Source organism: Clostridium bowmanii (assembly GCF_018861315.1).
Taxonomy (GTDB): Bacteria; Bacillota; Clostridia; order Clostridiales; family Clostridiaceae; genus Clostridium_AD; species Clostridium_AD bowmanii.
Window position 1 is genome coordinate 48,965 of sequence record NZ_JAHLDL010000024.1, and the last position, 25,617, is coordinate 74,581.

The following is a 25,617-nucleotide window of genomic DNA, read 5'->3' on the forward strand; positions in this document are numbered from 1 at the left end:
TTCAAGTAAATAAATGAGCATATTTTTTTGTTTATTTAAATACTTCACAATATAAGTTCACTTGGAAGGGGTGTATAAATGTATAGATTAAATCAAAATGAAACTCCATTATTTGATGCATTAATGGAATATGTCGACAGAGATACCTTGCCACTTCACGTACCTGGTCATAAAAAGGGAGTAGGTGCTGATGAAGAATTTAGAAATTTTATGGGGGCAAACCCTTTTAAAATTGATGTTACAGTTTTTAAACTTGTTGATTCCTTGCATCACCCAACTGGACCTATTAAAAAGGCCCAAGAGTTAGCAGCGGATGCTTATGGTGCTGATGAAACATTTTTCTCAGTTCATGGAACCTCTGGTGCCATTCAAGCTATGATTATGTCTGTGGTTGGATCTGGCGATAAGATAATTGTACCTAGAAATGTTCATAAATCTATAACTGGTGGAATAATCCTTGCCGGTGCTGTCCCAGTTTATATGCAACCAGAACTAGATAAGAAAATAGGGGTTGCTCATGGTGTATCTCCAGAGACAGTGGAAACAACACTAAAAGAGAATCCTGATGCAAAAGCCGTGCTTATAATTAACCCTACATATTATGGAGTTTCCACTGATATCGAAAAAATTGCAGAAATGGTTCATGAATATGACATCCCGCTTATAGTTGACGAAGCTCATGGTCCTCATCTTAATTTTAATAGCAGATTACCAATGTCAGCAATGGAAGCTGGTGCAGACATATGTGCTCAAAGTACTCATAAAATAATAGGTTCATTAACTCAAACTTCGTTACTACATGTTTGTTCAAATCGTGTTAACCCAGCTAGAGTTAAACAACTAATGAATTTACTACATACAACTTCTCCTTCCTACATACTAATGGCATCACTGGATTGTGCTAGGCGTCAGATTGCTTTGCATGGCACAGAACTTTTAGATAAAACTATTGATTTATCTAATTATGTAAGAAGCGAAGTAAATAAGATCCCTGGTTTATATTGTTTCGGGGAAGAGGTTTTAGATGGTTTTGGAGCTTTCGCTATTGATCCAACTAAAATTACAATAACTTGTAGAGATTTAGGTATAACAGGTTATGACTTAGATATGATCCTCTCTAACAAATATCATATACAAATGGAATTATCTGATCTTTATAACGTGCTCGCAGTTGGATCCTTTGGTGATACAGAACATGGAATGGAGCTATTACTTACGGCATTAAGAGAAGTTAGTAGTGAATATTATGGCAAAGGCGCAAAGAAATCTGATTTTATTGATATTCCTAGTATTCCGCAGCAAGTTCAAATTCCTCGGGAGGCTTTCAACAGTGTAAATACTGCTGTAGAAATTAAAAAGAGTGTTGGTATGATAAGTGGTGAATTCCTAATGGCATATCCGCCTGGTATTCCAATACTTTGCCCTGGTGAGAGAATAACTCAAGAAATTATAGATTATGTTGAAAAATTAAAAGCAACTGGATTATATGTTCAAGGAACTGAAGATCCAGAAGTTGAATATATAAAAGTTGTCCGTGAAGAAGATGCTGTATATATAACGGTTGAATAGAAGTAAAAAGAACTCCAAATTAGGAGTTCTTTTTACTTCTATTAAGTTTTACTCTAAAATCAATATTTTCTTTTTCTATAGTGCCTAAATACTTAAAATATTGAGTATCTGACATTTCACTTATTGTTTCACAAGTATTCACCAATTTAATAAAATATCCCATGGTAAAGCTTAACCTTATTAAAGGTTCTGTTAATTTGTGATTAAATCTAATAGACATTTGTTTACTTTTTTTATCGGAAGTTTTTTTAATATTTGTATAGCAATCTCTGGCTGAATTTATAAGTTTTATCTTTTGGAGGTTTATGCTTAAAGCATTTCTATATGTTGGTAATAGTTCCTCCAACATATAGAGATTAAAATACTTCTTTTCTTCTTTACATTTGTAAGCCGCAGCCATAAGTTGTTTCAACACTAGATTGTTGTTTTTTCTAATTTCGGGCAATTTAATAACAATTTGTTTTACTTTTTCTGAATCTGAAATTCCTTCTTTAGTTAAGAAATCTAAACCGTTAGCTACTAATTTATAATCTTTCCTGTCCTTTTCAACTTTGGCTTCCTCTTGATATGCATTTATTATACAGATTCTGCTTTCTTTATTATAAAGCACCTCAGAAAAATAAGCCAATTTCGCTAATCTTTCCTGTAGCGACTTTTCATTAACAATTTCATTTTTTTCATTAATATAAAGATACCCCAAATTCTCTTTCCGTAAATTTTTAAACAATTTTTTAGAAAATGTAATCTCTCTATACAATATATTATTATATTCCAAAGCATCAGAGATTCTAACTAATTCTCCTCTTTTTATGTATTCTTTTATGCACCCTAATATTTCTTTAGATGCTAATGAGTATAGTGGCATTTTTATTCCTCCTTGTCGGTCTCTGGGGTACAAAACAATTATTAATTGTTTTGCCACTTGTAGTTCTTTATAGTCCATATTTATATTATAACAAATTTTTAGAAATATCCCACAAAAATGTACATTTTTCTACTTTGTATAATACTTATTATGCAAATTCAACCAATTACTATTTATTGTGTATAAAAAACAAAATAAAAATAGGAGCTTTAACTCAAAGCTCCTATTTTTTATTCACACTAAACTTCCATTCCTGCTTTAAATGCCTTCTTATTTATTTCTATAGCTTTTGGAGGTACTATATCACTAATAACCTCATCCCAATTTATATTTTCTAGTTTAAGTACTTTAATTAATGCACCTAGTAAAACCACATTTTGCGCTTTAACATTTCCAAGATTTTCAGCAATTTCAGCTGCATTAATAATTACTATGTTATGCACTATTTCTGATAGTTTTTCATTTACATTTTCAGGATATTTTTCTTTGCCTATTAAAACTGGTATTGGGTATATTTCATAGTCATTAACTACCATGTACCCGTCTTTCTTTAAATAAGGAAGGTATCTAGCTGCTTCACTTTTTTCAAAGGAAACTATTACATCTACTTTACCTTTTTCTACTAGTGGAGAATATACCTTTTCTCCAAATCTTACTTGAGTAGTAACACTTCCACCTCTTTGCGCCATGCCATGAACTTCTGACATTTTAACATCATATCCACTTTTTAAAAGTCCTTCTGTCAAAATTTTAGATGCTAGAATAGTTCCTTGTCCACCTACACCTACAAATAATACATTTTTATTTTCACTCATATTATTCACCAACCTTTTCTATAGCTTTAAATGGACATACTTGCAAACATACACCGCATCCATTACACATGGTTGCATCTATAGTTACAACTCCATTTTGGAATTTTATTGCTGGGCAACCTACTTTTAAGCAAGCCTTACACTTTTTGCATTTTTCTTCATCTATGACACACTTTATACCTGCTCTAGCTTTAAGTACATCTTTAATCAATGCACAAGGTTGTTTTGTAATTATTACAAAAGGCTCTGTGCTATCATGCGCCTGCTTTACTGCATTTTTTGTCTCACCTAGTTTATAGGGGTCTACTACTCTTATATTTTCAGCTTTAATACCACAGGCAAGAACTAATTTTTCTATATCAATCATTGGTGCAAGGTTCTTTTGAAGGGTTTTACCTGTGCCAGGATTTTCTTGATGTCCTGTCATACCAGTAATTCTATTATCTAAAATACAAATAACAATTGGAGTATGATTATATACTGCATTTATAAGTCCCGTTACTCCTGAATGGAAGAAAGTTGAATCTCCAATAAAAGAGAAAACCTTTTTATCATGTCTATTAGAAACCATATTAGCTCTTTCAATACCGGTACCTGCAGAAATTGAAGCTCCCATACATATAACTGTATCAGTTACACTAAGAGGCGCAACCATCCCTAATGTGTAGCATCCTATATCCCCTGAAGCTATTATATCTTTATATTTTGATACTTCATAAAAGATTCCTCTATGTGGGCAACCTGGGCATAATACTGGTGGTCTTGAAGGTGCTTGTATATCTGTTGTATAAGCAATATTATTAACTTCACCTAAAATAGCCTTTCGCAAGATGTCAGGGTTTAATTCGTCACAAATAGGTATTATTTCTTTTCCTACGCAGGCGATTCCCATTGCCTTTATAGCAGTTTCTAAATAAGGGTCATTCTCTTCTATTATATAAAGTTTTTCAACCTTAGCTGCAAATTCTCTAATCATTTCATCTGGAAGGGGATAACTCATTCCTATTTTTAGATAAGAAGCATTATCTCCTAGAACTTCTTTAGCATATTGATAAGAAATACCACTTGTGATTATTCCTATTTTACTATTACCCATCTCCACTCCGTTTAATGAAGTATTATTAGAAAATTTTCTTAATGCTTCTAATCTTTCTTCTACCTCATAATGTTTTGCTTTTGAATGTGCAGGTATCATAATATATTTCTTTACATTTTTTTCATATGGCCTTACAGATACTGATTCCTTCTCTCCAAGCTTTATTACAGATTTTGAGTGACATATCCTTGTAGTAACTCTAAACAAAACAAGTGTATCAAATTTTTCACTAATTTCATAAGCAGCTTTCATATAATATAAACATTCTTGTGAATCAGATGGCTCTAGCATAGCTACTTTAGCATGTGGTGCATAGTATCTATTATCCTGCTCATTCTGCGACGAATGCATCCCAGGGTCATCTGCTGTTACCACAACAAATCCTCCATTAACACCTTCATAAGCGATTGTAAATAATGGATCTGCTGCTACATTTAATCCTACATGTTTCATAGTGGTAAGGGTCCTAGCTCCACCAATAGATGCTCCTGCTGCAACTTCAAATCCTACTTTTTCATTAGGTGCCCATTCTGCATAAACACCTTCGTATTTGGCGAAGTTTTCAAGGATTTCTGTGCTAGGTGTTCCTGGATAACCAGAAGCTATATGACATCCAGCCTCATAAGCACCTCTAGCAATGGCCTCATTACCTGACATAATTACTTTTTTCATATATAATTCCTCCCTTTTATACTACTACTGCTCCAAGAGCTATAGAGTATAATTTTGATTTTGCACTATCAGCCCTGGAAACCAATACTACTGGGCATTTTGCTCCTACTATAATGCCTGCACTTTCAGATTTTGCAAAATAGGTAAGCGATTTGCCTAAAAAGTTTCCGGCTTCTATACTTGGAACAAGTAATATATCACTATCACCAGCTACCTCACTAATAATACCCTTATGCTCAGCAGCCTCCTTTGATATTGCATTATCTAGTCCCAATGGGCCATCAATTAAACAGCCCTTTATTTGTCCTCTTTTATTCATTTGTGATAGTGCTGCCGCGTCTATTGTTGCCTGCATTGAAGGATTAACAACTTCTACTGCACAAATAGGAGCTATCTTTGGAATATCTATTTCTAGCGCATGTGCTACTTGCACTGCATTATTAATTATCTCGATTTTTTCTTTAAGTTCGGGATACGTAACCATGCCTCCATCTGTTAAAAAAAGCAATTTGTGGTAAGCAGGTACATCATAAATCATAACATGTGACAAAAGCCCCTTTCCTCTGAGTCCTGCCTCTTTATTTAATACTGCTTTTAATAAGTCGGAAGTTCCAAGCATTCCTTTCATTATAAAATGAGCCTGTCCACTAGATACAAGTTCTACAGCCTTTGCTGCAGCTTTTATGATGTCTTTTTCATTTACAATTCTAATATTTTGAAGGCTTAAATTTTCTTTAAGTGCAATTTCTTTTATTTTATCCTCATCACCAACAAGTATCGCATCTACAATTTGTAATTTAACTGCTTCAACTACTGCCTTTAAAACTACATTATCTTGTGCTACAGCCACTGATAATATTTTTTTATCTTTCTTAGTAGCCAGTTCTAATAGTTCATCAAGTCTTTTTACCATGATTTAACCCTTCTTTCATAATATCTATAAGTTTAATTGTTTTTTCCAAGTTTACTGCTATAAGTCATAGTATAATTGGAATTCTATTGGTGATGGAACAGGCATCACTTTTTTGATTTCCTTTTCATATTTAAATTTAATCCAGTTATTAATAAAATGTTCATCAAATACGCCACCTTTCAATAAGAAGCCAGAATCACTTTTAAGTTCTTCGAGTGCGTCATCTAAAGACCTAGGTAACACATCAATTTTATCTCTTTCTTCCTTGGGTAAATCAAAAACGTTTACATCATATGGTCCAAAGCCTTCCGCAGTAGGATTAATTTTATTTGCTATACCATCAATACCAGCCATAAGTAGTGCTGAATAAGCTAAATATGGATTTGCCGTACCATCTGATGGTCTAAATTCAAATCTTCTAGTTTCAGGGTCTTTAACGTATCCTGGAATTCTTATTACTGCGCTTCTGTTCCCTGTAGCAAAACAAATTGATACTGGTGCTTCAAAGCCTGGCACTAATCTCTTATAAGAATTGGTTGACGGATTAGTAAATGCAAGTAATGCTTTAGAATGCTTTAATATTCCTCCAATGAAAAAAAGTGCAGTTCTACTCATTTGAGAGTATCCATTTTCATCAAAGAAAAGGTTTCTTCCATCTTTTCTCAAAAGCATATGAACATGCATTCCACTTCCTGCTTCTCCAAATAATGGTTTAGGCATAAAAGTAGCTGTTTTACCATGGGCTACAGCTTCATTTTTGATTAAGTATTTTGCCATCATTGTAGCATCCGCCATTTTACTCATTTTCTCTAATTCAACCTCTATTTCAAGTTGGCCAGCAGATCCTACTTCATGGTGATGGTATTTAACAGGAATACCCATCTGTTCTAATTTTAAACACATCTCACTTCTTAGATCATTATTGAGATCGTAGGGTAATCCTAAATGGTAACTTTTTTGAAAGGGTGCCTTATATCCAAAATTCTGCTCTTTATTATTAGTGTTCCATGGTGCTTGCTTAGAATCTATACAAACCTCTTGATGATGATTTGTAACTTCAAAATTTATATGATCAAATATATAAAACTCAAATTCAGGTCCTATTACGTATTCATCAGCTATTCCCATGTCTCTCATATATTTTTCTGCTTTTTCAGCTATAAATCTTGGATCACCAGAAAATCTTCCTTCATTCTTGCCAAGGGTGTACATATTGGCAATCATGCTTAGAGTTGGTATTTTGCAATATGGATCAACAAAAGCTGTAGTCATATCAGGAAGGAATCTCATATCTGAATCCTCTATAGTTGAATATCCATAGCTTGAACCATCAAATCCTATCCCTTCAGAAAAAGTCTTTTCAGATAGTCTTTCAACCGGTATAGTTAAATGATTCCATTTACCTGGCAGTGTCACTACCTTAAAATCTACAAACTTAATATTATTTTCCTTTATAAATTCTTGTACTTCATTTATATTTTTAAACATTTGTAAGCCCCCCTGCATCTTAATGAAAATTTTTAATATTCTCAATTTTAGTATAATGCATGATTTTTTTTTGTCAATTCAACTTGCTAAAGGAATTAGAATAAATCAAAAAAAGCCACAATATTTATGTGACTTCTTTCAAACTTTAATATAAAATTCTATCGTTTACACATTTTATGGATTTACATCCAGTGAGAACCATAGCTGACTTCAATTCACTTTTAAGGTAATCAATATAGGTTTTTACACCTTCTGCCTCACCTCCAAAAGAAGCTGTTACAAATGGTCTACCAATAAGTACTGCATCTGCACCTAGCGCTAACATTTTAAGTATATCTGCCCCGCTTCGAACTCCACCATCAGCTAAAATAATTACTTTTCCCTGGGCAGCCTCAGCAATTTCCTTAAGAACATCTGCAACACCAGGAGTTTGATCAAGTACTCTTCCTCCATGGTTCGACACTACAATGGCAGCTACCCCAGCATCTACTGCTAGTTTTGCTTCATCAGGCGTCATTATCCCCTTAAGAATAAATGGAAGCTTCGTGGACTTAACAATTTCTTTAATTTCTTCTACATTTTTAGGCATAACTGGTTTGCCATGAAGTGCTAAGGTAATAAGTCCACATGCATCTATATCCATACCTATAGCAAATGCGCCCGCTTTTTCTGCTAATTTAATTTTTTCTATAACCTTTGCATTTTCCCATGGCTTTATGATTGCAATACCTTCTCCACCTTGTTTTTCTAGTTCTGCCAGATTAGTTGTGAAAAATGAATCCACAGCGGTATCACCTACCATAGGGAAAATTCCACCATTTAAACATCCACTAATAACCCAAGATATATACTCTTCTTCACTAAATTTTCCACCCATATTTAAGGTAGTTCCAGATACAGGTGCAGCAAACACGGGCATATCCATTTTTCGTCCAAATAGTTCTATAGAGGTATCCGGATTTTTAGCATCATGGATAGTTCTCATATTAAGTTTATAAGCATCTAATGCCTCTATGTTAATCTTAAAAGCATCTCCAGTTCCTTTTCCACCCATTCCAGGTACCTCGCCAGCACAAGCAACTCCATTACATATAGGACAGACTCTACAACTTTTGTTTAAATTTCCTTTAGCTTCCTTTAAAACATCTTTATAATTCATTTATTTCCCCCTTAGTTAATTTTATTTCATCCAAATTTTCTTCAGTAAAAACTTTTATGCCACTAAATAATAATAATTCCGCAGTAACTCCATTACCGCACCTTTTAGTTCCACTAAAAGTTCCATCGTATATTTTTAAAACTCCACAAGAAGGACTTCGTGCCTTTAAAATAGCTATATTGGCCCCTACTGCTTGTGCAATTTTAAGTGTTTCATAAGCGCCTTTTACAAACTCTGAGGTTACATCGTCATCTTCTGGACCCATAATTCTAGCTTTGCCCATTAGCACGTCTAAACCATTTCCATTTACAATTTCATGAGGAGCCCTAGGAGTTTGTTGTCCCCCTAGTTGTTCTGGACAAACAGGTATTGCTTTTCCATCCTTAAAGAGTTTAAGCACACGTTCATCTAAATTATTACCGCCATCATACTTACAATTAATTCCACATAAACAAGCACTTACAATAATCATAGCTCACCGTCCTTTATTAAGGCATGTAATTTAACTCCATGCTATTTAAGTTCTACCATAGTAACTCCACTACCACCTTCACCATAATTTCCTAGTCTGTAGGCTTTAGCATGACCATGTCTTTTTAACATATCTGTGATAGTGTTTCTTAGAACTCCCGTGCCTTTACCATGAATAATAGTAATTTTTTTAAGTCCTGCTACATAAGCCTCATCTAAATATTTATCAACGGTATATATAGCCTCTTGCGCATCCATACCTCTTAAATCAACGGAAGTTGGTACGTTTTTTAAATTTAGCTTAAGTTCTCTTCTATTAATTTTCGCCTTTTTCTTTTCTTCCTGCGTAATCTTTGATTTGCGCAAATCATCTACTTTAACAGTTATCTTCATAATACCAGCTTGAACTTGCAGCTCACCTCTGCTATCGGGTTTTGAAATTACAATAACCTTTTGGTTAAGAGATGGTAAATATACTTCTTCACCTTCTTTTACAGTTTTAAGCTTTTCACCAAGTTCTTCTTCATTTTTCTGAACATGTTTATCTAAGCTTTCAAGTTTATCTTTAATCTTAGTTCTTTCCTGTTCAAGCATTTGTCTTGCTTCAGATGGGTATCCCAATTTCTCTAATTCTCTCATATTTTTAAGAATAACATCAGATTCTTCTTTAGCATTTCTTATTAACCTCTTTGCTTCTCTTTGAGCCTCATACATAGCATTTTCTCTGATGTTTTCCATTTTATATAATTTTTCCTGATATTTATCTTTTAACTTACTAGCTTCTAGTTTCAAAACCTCTGCCATCCTAGCATCTCTTTCTGCCTTTATGCTCTTTTCTTGTAAACTTTGAACTAATTCTTCAAACTCTAAGGTTTCACTAGAAATGTTTTCTTTGGCACTTTTAATAATATAATCAGGTAAACCGAGCCTCTTAGAAATTTCAAAAGCATTGGACTTACCAGGCACCCCAATTATTAGTCTATAAGTAGGACTTAGTGTGTCTACATTGAATTCTACAGATGCATTCTCCACCCCTGTAGTTTTTAGCGCATATCCTTTTAATTCGCTATAATGTGTTGTTGCAACTACTTTTGTACCTCTTGATCTTAAATTTTCAAGAATTGACACAGCAAGAGCTGCTCCTTCTGTGGGATCTGTTCCAGCCCCCAATTCATCAAATAGAGCCAAAGTCTTTTTATCAGCCTTTTCAATAATATTAACTATATTTGTCATATGAGATGAAAAAGTAGATAAGCTTTGTTCTATACTTTGCTCATCACCTATATCTGCAAAAATTTCATTGAAAAAACTTACCATTGATCCATCTCTAGCTGGAATTAAAATTCCACTCATAGCCATTAACTGAATTAAGCCTGCAGTTTTTAAGGTTACTGTTTTACCTCCAGTATTGGGTCCTGTTATTACTAGTGATGTAAAATCTCTTCCTAAGTAAATATTACTTGGAACTACTACTTTAGGGTCTATTAAAGGATGCCTAGCCTCAATTATATCTATTATTCCCTCGTCATTAACACTAGGAATAATAGCATTAATTTCTATTGCATACTTTGCCTTTGCAAAAATAAAATCTAATTCCCATACTATATTTGCATTGTTTGTAACAATATCTATATTCTCGTATACCTTATAAGATAATTCAGCTAGGATTCTTTCAACCTCAGCTTTTTCTTTTAACATAATTTCTTTGATTTCGTTATTTAAATTAACTAGACTCATTGGCTCAATGAATAGTGTAGCACCAGAGGAACTCTGATCATGCACAATACCTGGAACACTGCTTTTATGTTCTATTTTAACAGGAATTACATATCTATCTCCCCTTATAGTATAAAGACTCTCTTGAAGATATTTTGCATTAGATCTAACTAGTGAATTTACCTTTTCTTTTACAGAAGCATTCTTTTCTTTTAGAGACCTTCTTAGATTAAAAAGCAAACTACTAGCCCTATCAGAAATTTCTTCATCACTTATTATAGCTATAAAAATTTCATCTTCTAGTTTTTTTATTGGAACAATTCCAATACATATATCTTCTAAAACTCTAGAAGTTTCGGCACCTTTGTTACCAACATAATTCTGGAATAATCTAGCACACCTAAGCATTTGAGCTATTCGTATCAATTGTGTGGGCATAAGTGAGGCTCCTTTAGAAGCCCTACTTATTGCATCACGCACGTCATATATCCCTTCAAATGGTGCACTTCCTTTTTTTGATAAAAGAAGTAGTGCCTCATTAGTTTCTTGCAAGTGTTCTTTTACTTCATAAATATTAGTATATGGTTCTAATTTTTCTATAATATCCTTACCAGCTGTAGTATGCGTATATTCTTTAATTTTGTCCTTAATTTTAAAATATTCTAAAACTCTTAATGATTTAGTATTCACGATTTCACCGTCTCTCCCTTATTCCACGCCTCTTTTATAGTGACCCCTAGTATAATTTTTAAATTCTGTACTCCAAGTTCTTTTAATGTAATTTCTAAGAACATCTAAAGTTTCTTCATAATTTTCATGGATAAAATCTAATCTAAAACAAGAAATATTATTTTTTATGATTTCTGCCATATTAGAAATCAAATTTACTGGCACATTATTGTATATGTAACTTCTACAATATTTGTCATTATTAATTCTAAATTCTTCGCCCATTCTATCTTTAAGTGTATAACATCCATTAGTACATTTTTCACTGCAAGTTTTGTTTTCGCTTTTGTCACCAAAAACACTTCCTATAGCACAGTATTCACTAACCATAAGCTCATACTTACCATAGACCATAATTTGCAGTGGCAATGAACTTTTAGCCCCTATTTCTTTAATTTCCTTTTGATTTAATTCAGCGCTAACACAAGTTCCAGCGAGAAAATCCTTGTAAAAATCGCTTGCATAACTATTGAAAACATTCAACTTATAATCTCCAATTATACTTATTTTCTTACTGAATCTATTGATTATTCCTAAATTAGCTGTAATAATACCTTTTATGCTATTCAGGTTATTTTCAATAAACTCACAAACACTTTCAAACTCACCCTTAATAATATTAGGTACCTTAAGATAAAAATCTACATCATACTTGTTAATGCTAATATTACAATCTCTCATAAAAGGGTTTATAGCAATATTATCAAAGCCCATTTCTAGTACAGCTTTTAGCTGCTGCTCATTACTTACATATATAAGTGTCTCTGGTATAAATTTATCTTGCTTAACTACAATTTCTTTAAAGTTATTTTGAACTTGTAAACTCTTATTTTTATCATAATTAATCTGTTTATTGTATTTTTCTCTTTTATACTTTCCTATTATATGATTTTGAATACTCTCTGTTAATTCTCGCCTAACCGAATTTAATGCAGCCATTGGCAGGAAGCCATCTTCAAAGCTTCCGAAATTCACTTCATTTATTTTGAAAGGAGTATCTCCTGTTTTGGATAAATTTTTAATAATACGTTCTCTATCTAATGGTTTGTTCAGGGCTGTTTGAACAAGCTCTCCAACAGCATAGAAGTTCTCTCCCATGTAACTAGCACTTATACATAGTGGATTATTTACACTAAATTCTATTGAAAGATTTAGTTTTATTTTCCTTTTAAATACATCACTATAAGTTTTTGACAGTTCATTCATGAGTTCCACATCATAAATCTTATATAAAAAATCCCCAGCTTTATATTTAGTAGGTTTTAATAATACCCTATCTCCCATTACTGCCTTTTGGGCCTCTATTCCATTCACAATAATTTTTGATATAGCAAACCCATCTTCACCGAACATTATACCATCTTTTAATGCTACATTCTCCAAAAGAGTTATTGACAAATCAGAAGCAACTTTTCCTATTGGAAGTCCGGAATTTTTAGGAACCCTATATGCCATCATATCTTTTCCACTATTCCCATATAAATAAGCCTTTGAAAATCCTTCTCTATTGAATAATTGTTTTAAAACTCTAGTATCTTTATCTAACTTTTGTATTGTATTGCTATAAATATTGTCCAATGCACGTCTATATATCTCCACCACACCTGAAACATATTCCGGTTTTTTCATTCTTCCTTCAATTTTTAATGAAGAGGTACCTGCTCGTACTATGTCTTTTAAGTTCTCTAAAGTACAAATATCTTTAGGACTTAAAATGTATGCTTTATGATCTCTATTAGTATCTTTATCTATTAGCGTATAAGGTAATCTACAGGGCTGGGCACATCTACCCCTATTTCCACTTCTACCACCTATAATACTACTCATAAGGCACTGGCCTGAGTAACATATACACAGTGCTCCATGAACAAAAACTTCTGTTTCCACTTTTAAAGTATTAGATATATAATCTATTTCTTTTAAACTAAGTTCTCTTGAAAGAACTATCCTTTTAAAACCCATATTTTTCAAAAACAACGTACCTTCACCATTATGTACTGTCATTTGCGTAGATGCGTGAAGTTCAAAACCAGGAAAATTATTTCTTATTAAATAAATGAGTCCTGTATCTTGAACTATAAGTGCATCTACTCCAACACTATATAAAAATCCTACATACTCCATAATTTCTTTTATTTCATTATCTTTTACTAAGGTATTTAAAGTAACATATATGCGAACGCCATATATGTGGCAATAATCTACAGCGCGGGTAATATTCTCATTATCAAAATTAAAAGCATAAGCTCTTGCTGAGAATTTGCTCCCTCCTATATAAACTGCGTTTGCTCCCATTTGTACCGCTGCAGTTACACTTTCCATACTTCCAGCAGGGGCTAGTAATTCTATTTTATCCATTTACATCTCTCCTAATAAGTGTTCTATGTCTTATTATACAATAAAAGTTGTCATAAATTAAGAGATTTTAATATTTTGTACTAATATTACTCATATTTCATACTCACCTATAAAAAAATTATCCACATTGCTTTCCGCAAGGTGTTTCCTATATAATAGAAATAATAGAATCTAATAAAATTTTCACTAATGGAGATATGAATATGACGATAAAGAATAGTATTAGAAATATTGGAATAGTTGCCCATGTAGATGCTGGAAAAACAACTTTAACTGAACAATTACTATATCAAAGCGGTTCTAGTAGAATCTTAGGCAGTGTAGATAAAGGTACAACCCATACAGATTCTTTAGATATTGAAAAGCAAAGAGGTATTTCAGTAAAAGCTGCTGAAATTGATCTTATTTATAAAGAAACTAATATCCATGTTATAGATACTCCTGGGCATATTGACTTTAGCTCTGAGGTGGAGAGAAGTATAGGTGTTCTAGATGGAGCTATAGTAGTATTGTCCTGCGTAGAAGGAGTGCAACCTCAAACAGAGGTTTACTTTAATGCTTTAAATGACTTAAATACTCCCTCAATATTCTTTATAAATAAGCTAGATCGTATAGGAGCATCGCCCTCTAAGACTATCATGGATATGAAAAAGCTTTTAACAAAGAATCTTATACCACTACAACTCGTCTATGAAAAAAATAACGAGTTTATTGTGTGCAATTTATTTGATAAGACAAATTATTCAAAAAATATTTCAGAAATAAAGGAGGCTACTCACAAACAATTACTTGAAGATATAATCGATATGCTAGGTAATTACAATGAAAATATTTTAGAGCAATTTTTCCAGGGTACTTTAACCTTAGGCATGATAAGTGATGAAATAGCCCTGCAATCAATTAAAGGCAAAATCTATCCTGTTCTTTATGGCACTGCACTAAGAGGTGAAGGAATTCAGGAGCTTCTAGACGGCATTATAGATTATATACAAGGTCCAGAGAACCTAGATGATTGTGAGCTCTCGGCGCTAGTATATAAAATTTCCCATAACAAAAGCACAGGTAAAATAGCTCATATAAAAATTTTTAGTGGATCCTTATCTACTAGAGATGATATTTTTAATGTAACTACAGCCAAAAGTGAAAAGATCACAATGATAAAAAAACTGATTAATCAAAAACAAATTGATGTACCCTCAGCTGGCAGTGGTGATTTGGTAATGGTGAGTGGCCTCAATTGTAGCACCTACGATATCCTTGGAAGCAAAACTCATATTCCGAGTCTTAAAACAATTACAATCCCCCTTCTGACATTAAGAATTTTTCCAAAAATTCAAGAAGACTACATAGCCTTAGTTGAAGCTTTAACACTGCTGCAAGAAGAAGACCCTCTTCTTAATATGCAATGGATAAAAGAAAAAAAAGAACTTCATCTTCGGATTATGGGTAAAATACAAATTGAATATATTGAAGCTATTTTAACGGAAAAATTCAACCTAGAGGTAACTTTTGGTCCACCTTCTGTTATCTACAAAGAAACTCCTATAGCAAGCGGATATGGTAAGTCTCGTTATACTATGCCCAAACCCTGCTGGGCTATAGTTGAATTTTTAATTGAGCCACTGCCAATGGGAACTGGTCTTATCTATGAATCTAAGGTGAGAACTGAAAAAGTAAAGTTAAAGTATCAGAGAGAAATAGAAGATAATATAGATCAAATCTTAAGTCAAGGTATATACGGTTGGCCAGTAACAGATTTAAAGATAACCTTCACGTGCGGTGAAGACCATGTTATGCATTCGCGAACAGGCGACTTTGCCACCTCTGCAGCCATGGGCATCATGAGAGGTCTAAATGAAATAGGCACTACACTCCTAGAGCCAATAATTAAGTTTAGGATTACCGTTCCTGAGAATGTGGGAGGAAGAGTTTTAAATGATATTATAAAGATGCGTGGGAGTTTTGAAGCACCCTTTATACACAATGGTACTTTCACAATAGAAGGAAAAATGCCCGTATCCACATCGCTTGAATATCCAGAAGAATTAGGAAGAATTTCCTCAGGTAAAGGAATAATGACAACCGAATTTTCAAGTTATGAGCCCTGCTGCTTACAAATCGGATCCATAAGAGAAAGAATTGGTGTTAATCCTTTAGATAGAGCTAAATATATACTTTATGTGAGGAATGCCTTATAAAAAAGAATAATTAACTTTAAATATCATATCATTTAAATGGTAGCAATTTGTGAAAGGTGAAATTAATTTGAAAGTTATAATTATAGGTGGAGGCTGGTCTGGCTGCGCTGCTGCAATTACTGCAAAAAAAGCAGGTGCCCAGGTGGAACTATACGAAAGAACAGATCTACTTTTAGGCCTTGGAAATGTTGGAGGAATAATGAGAAACAATGGAAGGTATACGGCTGCTGAGGAGCTAATAAATTTAGGAGCTAAGGAACTATTTCTTATAACTGATACTAATAGCAAACATAAAAACCTATACTTTCCTCACCACAAGCACTGCTGTTTATATGATGTAGGAAAAATCGAACCCGAAGTAACAAAAACTTTATTAAATATGGGAGTTAAGGTACATCTTAAATCCAGAATAGTAAATGTAGAAAAAGAGGAAGACAGTATAAAATCTATTAAACTTTATAATGGCAGTTATGTAGTGGGTGATGTTTTTATTGATTGTACTGGTTCTACTGGTGGAATGGCCAATTGTTTGAAATATGGCAATGGCTGCGTTATGTGTATTCTAAGATGTCCTACCTTTGGGTCTAGAGTTAGTATAAGTGAAAAAGCAGGCATTAAAGATATCCTCTCAGAAAAAGATGATGGAAGCATAGGTGCTTTTAGCGGTTCTTGTGAAATACCTAAAGATTGTTTGGCAGATGAAATTATAGCTGAGCTAGACAAAAAGGGAGTAGTGATACTAAAAACCCCTCCAGAAGATGTTAATTCTAGTAAGTTAAATTTAAAGGTATGCCAACAATATAATTACAGAGAGTTTGCTGAAAATGTTATTCTGCTTGATACTGGTCATATAAAACTCATGACCCCATTTTATCCCTTAGATAAATTAAGAAAAATAAAAGGACTTGAAAGAGTTAGATTTATGGACCCCTACTCTGGAGGCATAGGTAATTCTATTAGATATTTAGCCGCTGCACCTAGAGGAAATGATATGAAGGTAACTGGAATAAAAAATTTATTTTGTGCCGGGGAGAAATCCGGATTTTTTGTTGGCCATACTGAAGCAATTTGTACCGGCTCCTTAGCTGGTCATAATGCAGTTAGGTTTTTATTAAACGTCGAACCTCTTGTACTTCCAAATACCCTATGTACTGGTGATATAATCTCATACTCAAATTATCTGTTATCCACTGAAGGTGGAAAAAAAGTTAAACTTTCTTTTTCAGGCTCTGAATACTTAGATAGAATGGAGCAATTAGGACTATATTCTACAGATAACGAAGAAATTAAAAATAGAGTAAAAAATTCAGGACTAGAAAACATCTTCGATAAGCAGCTAATTTAATCGCAATATTCCAATCGTAAATCGCATTGAGTTTATCATAAGAAAACACCTTATACAAAACTATAAGGTGTTTTCTTGATGATAAAGATATAATCAAAAATAAAAATATTATAATCAGTAGTACAATTAATTTTGTGGATACAAGAATTGAAACTTACACAGATAGAAAATTAATTTTTAAATTATTTTGTACCCAATACTTCAATATTCTACTAAACCCCCTAACCAATTATTAATTGTTTAGTTCCCTAGATAACACTCTTCATCGGAAACTAAAAAATAGCAACTAAACATTTTTAGTCTTAGATAATTTTTCTTATATTATGCTAACAAAAGTATATATTGCGCAGAATGCATTCGAACAAGCTTTAGTAATTAGAAATTTATTTTATTTGCATATGCGTTAAGAAACCCGCATGTTTGAGCGAAGCGAGTTTGCGGGTTTTAGCATCTGCAAATAAAATAAATTTTAGAATTACTTGGCGAAATGAAAGCATTAAAGCAATACTTGAGTAAACACAGGTGTTACCGCCCATGCTCCTCTACGGAACCGTACTTGCCCTATTTAGGAATACGGCTCTTCACATCATATTTCAATTACCTATAGAATAAACTTACTTTTATAGTTGGTTCTAATAACGGAAAAGTTTTCAGCAAACCATTATAGAATGTATCAATTGTGTAACTTCTTCTTTGACTTCTTCTATTAAGCCATTTAAACAGTGACCATTTGACTTCATTTTGATAACTTTTCACACCTCTTGTATTATCCGTAACTCCATAATACTGATAGTGTCCCCTAAGTTTCTGATTAATTTTCTTAAACAATTCACCTAAAGGCATTATTCGATTATTCTTAACCCATTCCTTCATTGTCTTGACTTTGCTTCGAAATTTCTTCTTGCTAGTCTTAACCTTGCAACGAAAGAATCGCTTATCGCCATTTAAACTACAATAAAATGTAAATCCTAGAAAATCGAAAGTTTCGGGTTTGCACAATCCTCGTTTTGCCCTGTACAGCTTCCACAATATAATTCACTTTATGGTACTACACATTCTCTATGATTTCTTTGACCGCTTGATGACAATTTCTATTTGGTCTGAATCCAAAGGATTCATTAAAGAACTTTGGGTCATATATCATAGTTAATATCTGTGATATATTATTCTCAACTAATTTATCTTCATAGCATGATATACATAACGGTCTCATTTTGTCGCTTCCATCCTTTGGGATATACACTCTCCTTATAGATTCTGGCTTGAAGCTACCGCTTTTCATTCGTTTTACCAAATTTCCTACGTTTGCTTCTAAGTTTGCAGAATAATCCTCCTTTGCTACTCCATCAATCCCTTTTGCTTTATTTCCATTCATACTCTTGTGAATGGCTTTCAGTGTATTTCGTTAATGTATGAATCAATGTTTTGAACCTTTCCATCAATCCTAGCTTTTTCTATATTGTATTGTATTCCAAGTAACTCGTTAATCATATTCTTCAGCTCTCCTGTCTGTAAAATTACACGTTTTGCTCGAAGCTATGTTGTGCTAACCCCTTCCCTCCATCTGCTTTCACAGGTTTCTATGGTACTATGAGTTAGTCGGACTTCCTATAATACATTTGCTCATCTTACTAGTTCCCTTGCTTGACTTCACATACTGATTTTTTTCTCAGATATTATAGGACCTCTGCTGTTCTAATAACAAATTTATCATTAAACTCGCCAAGCACTCTGACCCCGGAAGAGTTATATACAGCTCACCATTACGATGCATATAATGTTGTCTGCTACCAGTATAACGGCATCGACCTCTTCATTTAGATAACAATTTCGTGGCTCAATAGCTTCACTTTCGTTTCGGCTCGTTTACTCCCTGTCCTACGCTTAAATCTGACGTTACCGCTTCAACTCCAAGGACTCGGTACAGGCGGTTAGTTAGACCTTTCCTGGTAGGGTTTCCCTACTATTTGTTAATAACTTACTAATGAAAATAGAATTGTTTCCATTTTCAAGAGGAAACAACACGTGTTTGCGTGCTGCTTCGCAGCTCGCACTATACTTTTCGTTAAAGCATAATATAAGAAAAATCTCTTAGATTGTAATATGAGCTCCCTCTAATGAAGAATTTCTAAATATGCTTTATATAATTCATTTATCGATTTCTCCCAATTATAATTATCATTCACATAATTTTTCAGTCTATTATCCTTTCGCTTTTCAAATCCACTCTTCACTGCACTCATTATACTATTAGTATCATATGGATCACAATATAAGGCCATATCTTTAAAATATTCGCTTGCACAGCCCTCTTGTGTTGATACTATGTTGCATCCACTTGCTGCTGCCTCCAATGATGATAAGCCCGGCATTTCTACAAAACTTGGATTAACATGTACTTTTGCAAATCTATAGGCATTATATACATTATAACTATCCATAAATCCTAGATATATCACATTTTTAAAATTAGTACATTTTTTAAGATACTCATTGTCATTTACACTTCCTATTAAAACTAGCTGTTTTCCGAGTTTATCACATATGTTACATAATGCCAATTGATTTTTACTCTCACAAATTCTCCCCACACATAAAACATAGTTATTTAGATTATATCTATCTGTAAAATTATATAGCGGTATGTCTTCATTTTCTACTTGTACCCCACTATAAATAACTCTGTAATCCGTATTTACATTAAATTCACTCTGAATAATATCTTTTTCTAATTTGCTATTGCAAAATACAATTTTACTCCTTTTTAAAATTTCCTTTTTATAAATGCTACATCTTTCATATAGTTTCATACTTTCAATTTTATTGTTTATCATATGATATTTTCTCATATCCCAGTGCATGGGAGATACCACTAGATTTTTCTTGTAAAAATGTGCAATCTTATAGTATCTATAGGTCTCTCCTGTAGTAGCAATATTGAATAAATGCACTATATCATAATCAGAATAGTCATATATGCCACCATCATTTATATCCACAGTTACGCCTAATTTTCGTAGGTATTCAGCTGTCTTAATTATCTGCATAGAATCTCCTGCAAAATTTTTATAATAATCTTGTCTAATACACAATAGAACTTTCATGGCACAAATCCCCCTATAGTTTGCTACTTTTACCATATAACTATGCTAAGTTATGTTTATTTATAACGTATCACTAAACATAATATTACTTTTATTTATTTTGTTTTATTTATATACTATTAATTTATATTATAAAAGTTCCTAACTACATATATGAAATTCATTATAATATTTATAATTTCATGTATATCCACAGGCAGTCTCAGCATATTTATATTATAGATATTAAGTTGTATCATAAGGGGATTAATATGATTATTAATTATGAAGAAATAACCACATTAAAAGATAAGATAGTTGAGTGTGAAAGAGAGATTATTCAAAATAATAAAACATTAGAATCAAGTCTTGAGGATGATACAATGAGTGCTAACACTTCCATATTAAAACGTATTTTTAAAAACATTAATTAAGGCACCTATAATATATAGATGCCTTACTGTAAACTTTTAAGATTGCATTTTCCAAATATATTCCCCTAATTTATTAATATATCCAATTTTTTTTCCAACTTCAACTCTTGCCATTCCATCAAGAAATTCATAGGCTTCTTCAAAAATCGGCTCTATAACTGTTTCTCCTGTACAATCTACGTAACCCCACTTCTCTCCTACTTGAACAGCCATTAAACCTTCACTCATAACATCCACATCATCAAACACAGTAGGTATTATAATATTTCCGTTTTTATCAATACAACCATACTTCTCATCCTCTGAAATTGCAGCTATACCATTATAGAATCTATCTGCCCATTGAAACGCAGGTTTTATAATAAGTTCTCCCTTATCATCTATAAACCCGTATTTCCCCCTAATTTCAACTGGTGCTAATTTCTCATTAAACTCTCCTGCTACATTATAGCGAGGCGGTATAATCACTCCTCCACTATTGTCTATATAGCCATACTTTCCTTTAATGCAAACGGGTGCTATGCCATCATTAAATCCATAAGCATAATCATAAATTGCATCTATTATAACTTTACCATCTTTATCTATGTATGCTATTTTGCCCCCTATTTGCACTGCCGCTAAGCCTTCACTAAAATCACTAGCATCTAAAAAATTCATTGGCACTACTTCCTTGCCTTTAGCATCTATATATCCCCACATATATCCTGTTTTTACTGCAGCTCTTCCCTCTGTAAAAAAATTAGCTTCTATATATTTAGGTTTAACTATAACGTTCCCATCTAAATCAATATAACCTTTCATACCATCTAATTTTATTGCTGCTAAGCCTTCACTAAACTGTTGCACTTCGTCATAGACTAATTCTATTACAACTTCTCCAACTTTATTAATAAAGCCATACTTTTCCTCATGGCCTACTATTGCTAATTCGCCATCGAATTCCTCAGCATAACCAAATCGAGATTCTATAACAACATTACCTTCCTTATCAATGTAACCATATTTCTTTTTTAATTTTACTGGATATAGGTTTTCCTCATTGTTCATAATTCTTGCGGCTGGTGACTCATTACTTCATTCATGAGTAGAATGACCACTTTTGCAAAGGCATTCCAATAATCAGCCTATCTCCTTTCCTATAGTATTTTTTATATTTCTAATCATTATTATACACTAAACTGTTTTAGATTTATCCTATATTCTTTCTTTAATAGTTTACTTAACACATTATTAAATGATTTATTTAAATATGTTAAATAATATTGTAATATTTTTCAATATAATGATTAATATGTCGTTCGAAATACGGGTAAACATAGTTATTTTTATTGTATTTTATCACTTTATGTATTATATTGGTAAAGTGTTATTTAAATAAAGTTAAATTAAGATTTAAAATTAATTTATTTTTTATACAAAACCATTGTGTTTTATAATTTATGAATTAAGTTTTGTTAATTTAAAAACTATGTTTATCTATTCAAAGTCTAAAAGAATTCGATTAATAATGAAGAAAATAAAGGGGGAACAATTTATCATGAAACCTAAAGCTAAAACAAATTCTAAACATCTATCTTTGAAAGTGAAAATAGTGGCTTCTTCACTATTAGTACTTTTAACAACCTTACTTATTTTTTGCATTATTATGGTGTCTATTGTAAAAAGTAAAATGGAACTCCAAATGAAAACCGACGGAGACATAATTGTTAATCAAATTCAGCAAAGACTTGTTTCTAATTCAACCGTTTCAAAAGAACTCGATACTCTACTAGGTGAAAAAATTATCAGCTCATCCTATATTATTGGTAGTACACCCAATATCACAAATGAGTATCTTGTAAGAATATCAAAAAGATTAAACATTGAGGAAATTAATGTAGCTGATGCCAAGGGAGTTATAATATTCTCTAATATGCCAGCTAATTTAAAATATGTCTATTCTAAAGACAGTGCAGCTCAGAAAATATTAAAAGATAAAGCTCCCCAGGTACTTGAAAGCATACGCCCAAGTGGAAATTCAAAAGACAATTTTTATAAATATGGTGCTGTTGCTATGAGTAATGGCGGATTTGTTCAAATTGGGATTGATGCTAATAAAGTTAATACCATTCTTAAATCTGTAAGTCCTCAAGCTCTTATTGATGAAATAGGTAAGGATAAAAGCATAGCCTATGGTTTAACTATATCAAAGGATCTAAAAGTACTTACACACACTGAAAAGGAAAGAATAGGTAATACATTAAAAGATGAAGGAAGTATATCTGCTGCCATGAATGGCAAAGCATACAACTCCACTTTCATGTATAAAGACGTGGAAAAAGTTTATGATGTATTAGTTCCCCTTTCTGAAAACGGAGCACATATAGGTGCTGTAGATATAGGCCTTTCAATGGAACATGTTGGTGCTGCTATTTCTTCTGTATTAACAAGTTCTTTTTTAATTACACTAATTTCCTTTATATTAGGTTCATTAATACTGGTATTTTTAGTATCAAGGTTTATTAACCCATTGAAAAAATTAGTGATTCTTGCTGAAGGTGTCTCTAAAGGAGACTTAACAAACGAGATTGAAATAAAATCTAAAGATGAGATAGGCCTTTTAGGCATAAGCTTTAATGAAATGATTATTAATCTTCGTGGCATGACTAGACAAATTAGTAATATCTCCGACCTATTATTATCTTCTGCTGACCAACTTTTAAACTCAGGCGAGCAAAGCTCCATGGTTTCAAATCAAATTGCTATGGCTGCACAAGAATTAGCATCTGGTTCAGAAAAGCAATTTATCGCCACGGAAGATATTTCAAAAAACACTAAAGAAATTGTAAATAATATGGATACTATTAAAGAAGAAATAAGCAGTGTTGTACAAACTGCAGATGAAACAAGTACTCTAGCTAATGATGGACGAAGTAAAATGAATGATCTTATAATTCAAATAAAAGTTATAAAGAAGAAAGTAGATTACTCTGCTTCGATAATTCAAACTCTTCAAAGAACTTCAGATGAAATTGGAAATATTGTGGCATTTATAGACACTATTGCCTCTCAAACCAATTTATTAGCACTAAATGCGTCAATTGAAGCCGCAAGAGCTGGGGAGGCAGGTAGAGGTTTCTCTGTGGTTGCTGATGAGGTAAGAAAACTAGCTGAGGAAACCATGGAATCGTCGAGTAGCATAAAAAAACTTATACAAAATACTCAGCAGAATGCTAAAACTGCCCTATCCTCAATTGAAGAAGGAAGTTCCGAAACGCAAAAGGGTACAATTAATGTACAAAATGTTGACAATGCACTTACTAAAATTCTTGAAGCCTTTGACCACACTAAAAACAAGTTAAGTGTTGTAACAAAAAACATATTATATTCAAATGAAATTATTGAAAATTTAGCAATGAATTCTGAAAACATAACTAGAGTTTCAGAGGAAAGTGCTGCTGCTACAGAGGAGGTTGCCGCATCTATCGAGGAGCAATCAACTACTATTGATGAGATGTCAATTTCAATTAGGCAGTTAAGAGAAATGGCTAAAGATCTTGAAGACAGCATTAAAATTTTCAAAGTATAGTATATCTTCTCTTTACAATCTAATATAAGAATAATCCTATATTAAAAAGCTCCCTTTAAAATAGAACTTTTACAGATAAATCATCTGTTAACTTCTACTTTAAAGGGAGCTTTGTTTATATTTATAAAGTAATGCGCACAGGACAATGGTCTGATCCTATAACGTCGTTTAAAATATCAGCTTCCTTTATTTTACTGAGTAAATCCTCAGTTACAAAGAAATAATCAATTCTCCATCCTACGTTTTTTTCTCTAGCCTTAAACCTATAACTCCACCAAGAATATTTTTCTTCTTGTTCATGGAGATATCTAAAAGTATCAACATAACCACAGGCTATAAATTTATCCATCCAAGCTCTTTCTATTGGTAAGAACCCTGAATATTTTTCGTTTGCCTTTGGATTTTTCAAATCAATTGCAGTATGGGCAGTATTATAATCCCCGCAAATAATCAACTTTTTCCCTTTTTTCCTAAGTGTTTCACAGTAATCTAACAATGCATCGTAAAATTCCATTTTATAATTTAATCTAAATTCATCCTTCTGTCCATTTGGAAAGTATATGTTTAGAAGTGTGAAATCTTCAAACTCAGTTATTACTATTCTACCTTCACTATCAAATCTTTCAATTCCAATACCATAACAAACAGATATTGGTTTTTGCTTAGTATATGTAGCTACCCCACTATAACCCTTTTTTTCCGCACAAGAAAAATATGAGTAATAACCCTGTATATTTTTAAGTTCCTCAATTATTTGATTTTCTTGAATTTTTGTCTCTTGAAGACATAAAACGTCTGGTTGCTCCTTAGTAACCCAATCGATAAACCCTTTATCTTTTATAGCTCTTATACCATTTACATTCCAGGAATAAATTTTCATATAAATACCCTCCTTTAATATTTTTTACAAATTACCAAACCTATATATTTTGATTTATTATTTGAAATAACATATATAAATATCTTAATATTAATATATCATACTATAAGACATTATAAAATTAACTATTGTAATTATTTCTTAAGAATAAGTATTATAACCTTAAATCAAGTAGGAGGCTAATCATTATTTGATTAGCCGACCTCTTACACCACCGTGCGTACCGTTCGGTACACGGCGGTTCAATAGAAATTA

The 25,617-nt window shown here is 32.6% G+C and carries 19 protein-coding genes; 5 read left to right on the forward strand and 14 right to left on the reverse strand.

Features of this window, described 5'->3' with window-relative positions:
* The first annotated feature begins 78 nt into the window (after nt 1–78).
* Nucleotides 79–1,569 carry an aminotransferase class I/II-fold pyridoxal phosphate-dependent enzyme gene (locus KPL51_RS15750; RefSeq protein WP_216163462.1) on the forward strand — a complete coding sequence of 497 codons (1,491 nt, stop codon included), beginning with the start codon at nt 79–81 and terminating at the stop codon, nt 1,567–1,569.
* 19 nt (nt 1,570–1,588) lie between these two features.
* Here the strand turns inward: KPL51_RS15750 and KPL51_RS15755 are convergent, their stop codons facing one another.
* The 9 genes from KPL51_RS15755 to KPL51_RS15795 form a co-directional block, all read right to left on the reverse strand.
* The gene (locus KPL51_RS15755) at nt 1,589–2,434 is read right to left on the reverse strand and encodes a hypothetical protein (RefSeq protein ID WP_216163464.1); all 846 of its coding nucleotides are present in this window, start codon (nt 2,432–2,434) and stop codon (nt 1,589–1,591) included.
* Between the two features lie 239 nt (nt 2,435–2,673).
* Entirely contained in the window at nt 2,674–3,249 is a 576-nt protein-coding gene (locus KPL51_RS15760; protein ID WP_216163466.1) for an indolepyruvate oxidoreductase subunit beta, read from the reverse strand.
* A 1-nt stretch (nt 3,250) separates the two neighbouring features.
* The gene (gene iorA / locus KPL51_RS15765; protein WP_216163468.1) at nt 3,251–5,017 is read right to left on the reverse strand and encodes an indolepyruvate ferredoxin oxidoreductase subunit alpha; all 1,767 of its coding nucleotides are present in this window, start codon (nt 5,015–5,017) and stop codon (nt 3,251–3,253) included.
* 16 nt (nt 5,018–5,033) lie between these two features.
* On the reverse strand, nt 5,034–5,930 hold the full coding sequence (locus tag KPL51_RS15770; protein ID WP_216163470.1) for a phosphate butyryltransferase: 897 nt from the start codon (nt 5,928–5,930) through the stop codon (nt 5,034–5,036).
* A gap of 57 nt (nt 5,931–5,987) precedes the next feature.
* On the reverse strand, nt 5,988–7,418 hold the full coding sequence (gene glnA / locus KPL51_RS15775; protein WP_216163472.1) for a type I glutamate--ammonia ligase: 1,431 nt from the start codon (nt 7,416–7,418) through the stop codon (nt 5,988–5,990).
* Nucleotides 7,419–7,563: 145 nt separating this feature from the next.
* Entirely contained in the window at nt 7,564–8,577 is a 1,014-nt protein-coding gene (locus tag KPL51_RS15780) for an alpha-hydroxy-acid oxidizing protein (RefSeq protein ID WP_216163475.1), read from the reverse strand.
* Nucleotides 8,567–9,049 (reverse strand): 2-thiouracil desulfurase family protein, encoded by a 483-nt coding sequence (locus KPL51_RS15785; RefSeq protein WP_216163477.1) that lies wholly within the window; start codon nt 9,047–9,049, stop codon nt 8,567–8,569. Before KPL51_RS15785 ends, KPL51_RS15780 begins: the two co-directional genes overlap by 11 nt.
* A 41-nt stretch (nt 9,050–9,090) precedes the next feature.
* Nucleotides 9,091–11,454, reverse strand: coding sequence for an endonuclease MutS2 (locus KPL51_RS15790; RefSeq protein WP_216163479.1), 2,364 nt, complete (start codon nt 11,452–11,454; stop codon nt 9,091–9,093).
* An 18-nt stretch (nt 11,455–11,472) separates the two neighbouring features.
* Complete coding sequence (locus KPL51_RS15795; RefSeq protein WP_216163481.1) at nt 11,473–13,851, reverse strand: U32 family peptidase; 2,379 nt, start codon at nt 13,849–13,851, stop codon at nt 11,473–11,475.
* 203 nt (nt 13,852–14,054) lie between these two features.
* Between KPL51_RS15795 and KPL51_RS15800 the strand changes: the two genes are divergently transcribed.
* Nucleotides 14,055–16,049 (forward strand): elongation factor G, encoded by a 1,995-nt coding sequence (locus KPL51_RS15800; protein WP_216163483.1) that lies wholly within the window; start codon nt 14,055–14,057, stop codon nt 16,047–16,049.
* Between the two features lie 67 nt (nt 16,050–16,116).
* The gene (locus KPL51_RS15805) at nt 16,117–17,394 is read left to right on the forward strand and encodes an FAD-dependent oxidoreductase (protein WP_216163485.1); all 1,278 of its coding nucleotides are present in this window, start codon (nt 16,117–16,119) and stop codon (nt 17,392–17,394) included.
* Between the two features lie 597 nt (nt 17,395–17,991).
* On the opposite strand, the gene KPL51_RS15810 is transcribed toward KPL51_RS15805, so the two are convergent.
* From KPL51_RS15810 to KPL51_RS15820, 3 genes are all read right to left on the reverse strand, one after another.
* Nucleotides 17,992–18,393, reverse strand: coding sequence for a group II intron maturase-specific domain-containing protein (locus KPL51_RS15810; protein ID WP_224854353.1), 402 nt, complete (start codon nt 18,391–18,393; stop codon nt 17,992–17,994).
* Between the two features lie 49 nt (nt 18,394–18,442).
* Nucleotides 18,443–18,769 (reverse strand): reverse transcriptase family protein, encoded by a 327-nt coding sequence (locus KPL51_RS15815; protein WP_216163487.1) that lies wholly within the window; start codon nt 18,767–18,769, stop codon nt 18,443–18,445.
* A gap of 739 nt (nt 18,770–19,508) precedes the next feature.
* Nucleotides 19,509–20,498, reverse strand: coding sequence for a glycosyltransferase (locus KPL51_RS15820; RefSeq protein ID WP_216163489.1), 990 nt, complete (start codon nt 20,496–20,498; stop codon nt 19,509–19,511).
* 251 nt (nt 20,499–20,749) lie between these two features.
* On the opposite strand from KPL51_RS15820, the gene KPL51_RS15825 reads away from it, so the two are divergent.
* Nucleotides 20,750–20,911, forward strand: a complete 162-nt coding sequence (locus tag KPL51_RS15825; RefSeq protein ID WP_216163491.1) for a hypothetical protein — start codon at nt 20,750–20,752, stop codon at nt 20,909–20,911.
* Between the two features lie 36 nt (nt 20,912–20,947).
* Here the strand turns inward: KPL51_RS15825 and KPL51_RS15830 are convergent, their stop codons facing one another.
* A complete protein-coding gene (locus tag KPL51_RS15830; RefSeq protein WP_216163493.1) occupies nt 20,948–21,961 on the reverse strand; it encodes a WG repeat-containing protein in 1,014 nt (337 codons plus the stop codon).
* A gap of 490 nt (nt 21,962–22,451) precedes the next feature.
* Between KPL51_RS15830 and KPL51_RS15835 the strand changes: the two genes are divergently transcribed.
* On the forward strand, nt 22,452–24,482 hold the full coding sequence (locus KPL51_RS15835; RefSeq protein WP_216163495.1) for a methyl-accepting chemotaxis protein: 2,031 nt from the start codon (nt 22,452–22,454) through the stop codon (nt 24,480–24,482).
* A 121-nt stretch (nt 24,483–24,603) separates the two neighbouring features.
* Here the strand turns inward: KPL51_RS15835 and KPL51_RS15840 are convergent, their stop codons facing one another.
* Nucleotides 24,604–25,362 carry an exodeoxyribonuclease III gene (locus KPL51_RS15840; protein WP_216163497.1) on the reverse strand — a complete coding sequence of 253 codons (759 nt, stop codon included), beginning with the start codon at nt 25,360–25,362 and terminating at the stop codon, nt 24,604–24,606.
* Nucleotides 25,363–25,617 lie beyond the last annotated feature (255 nt).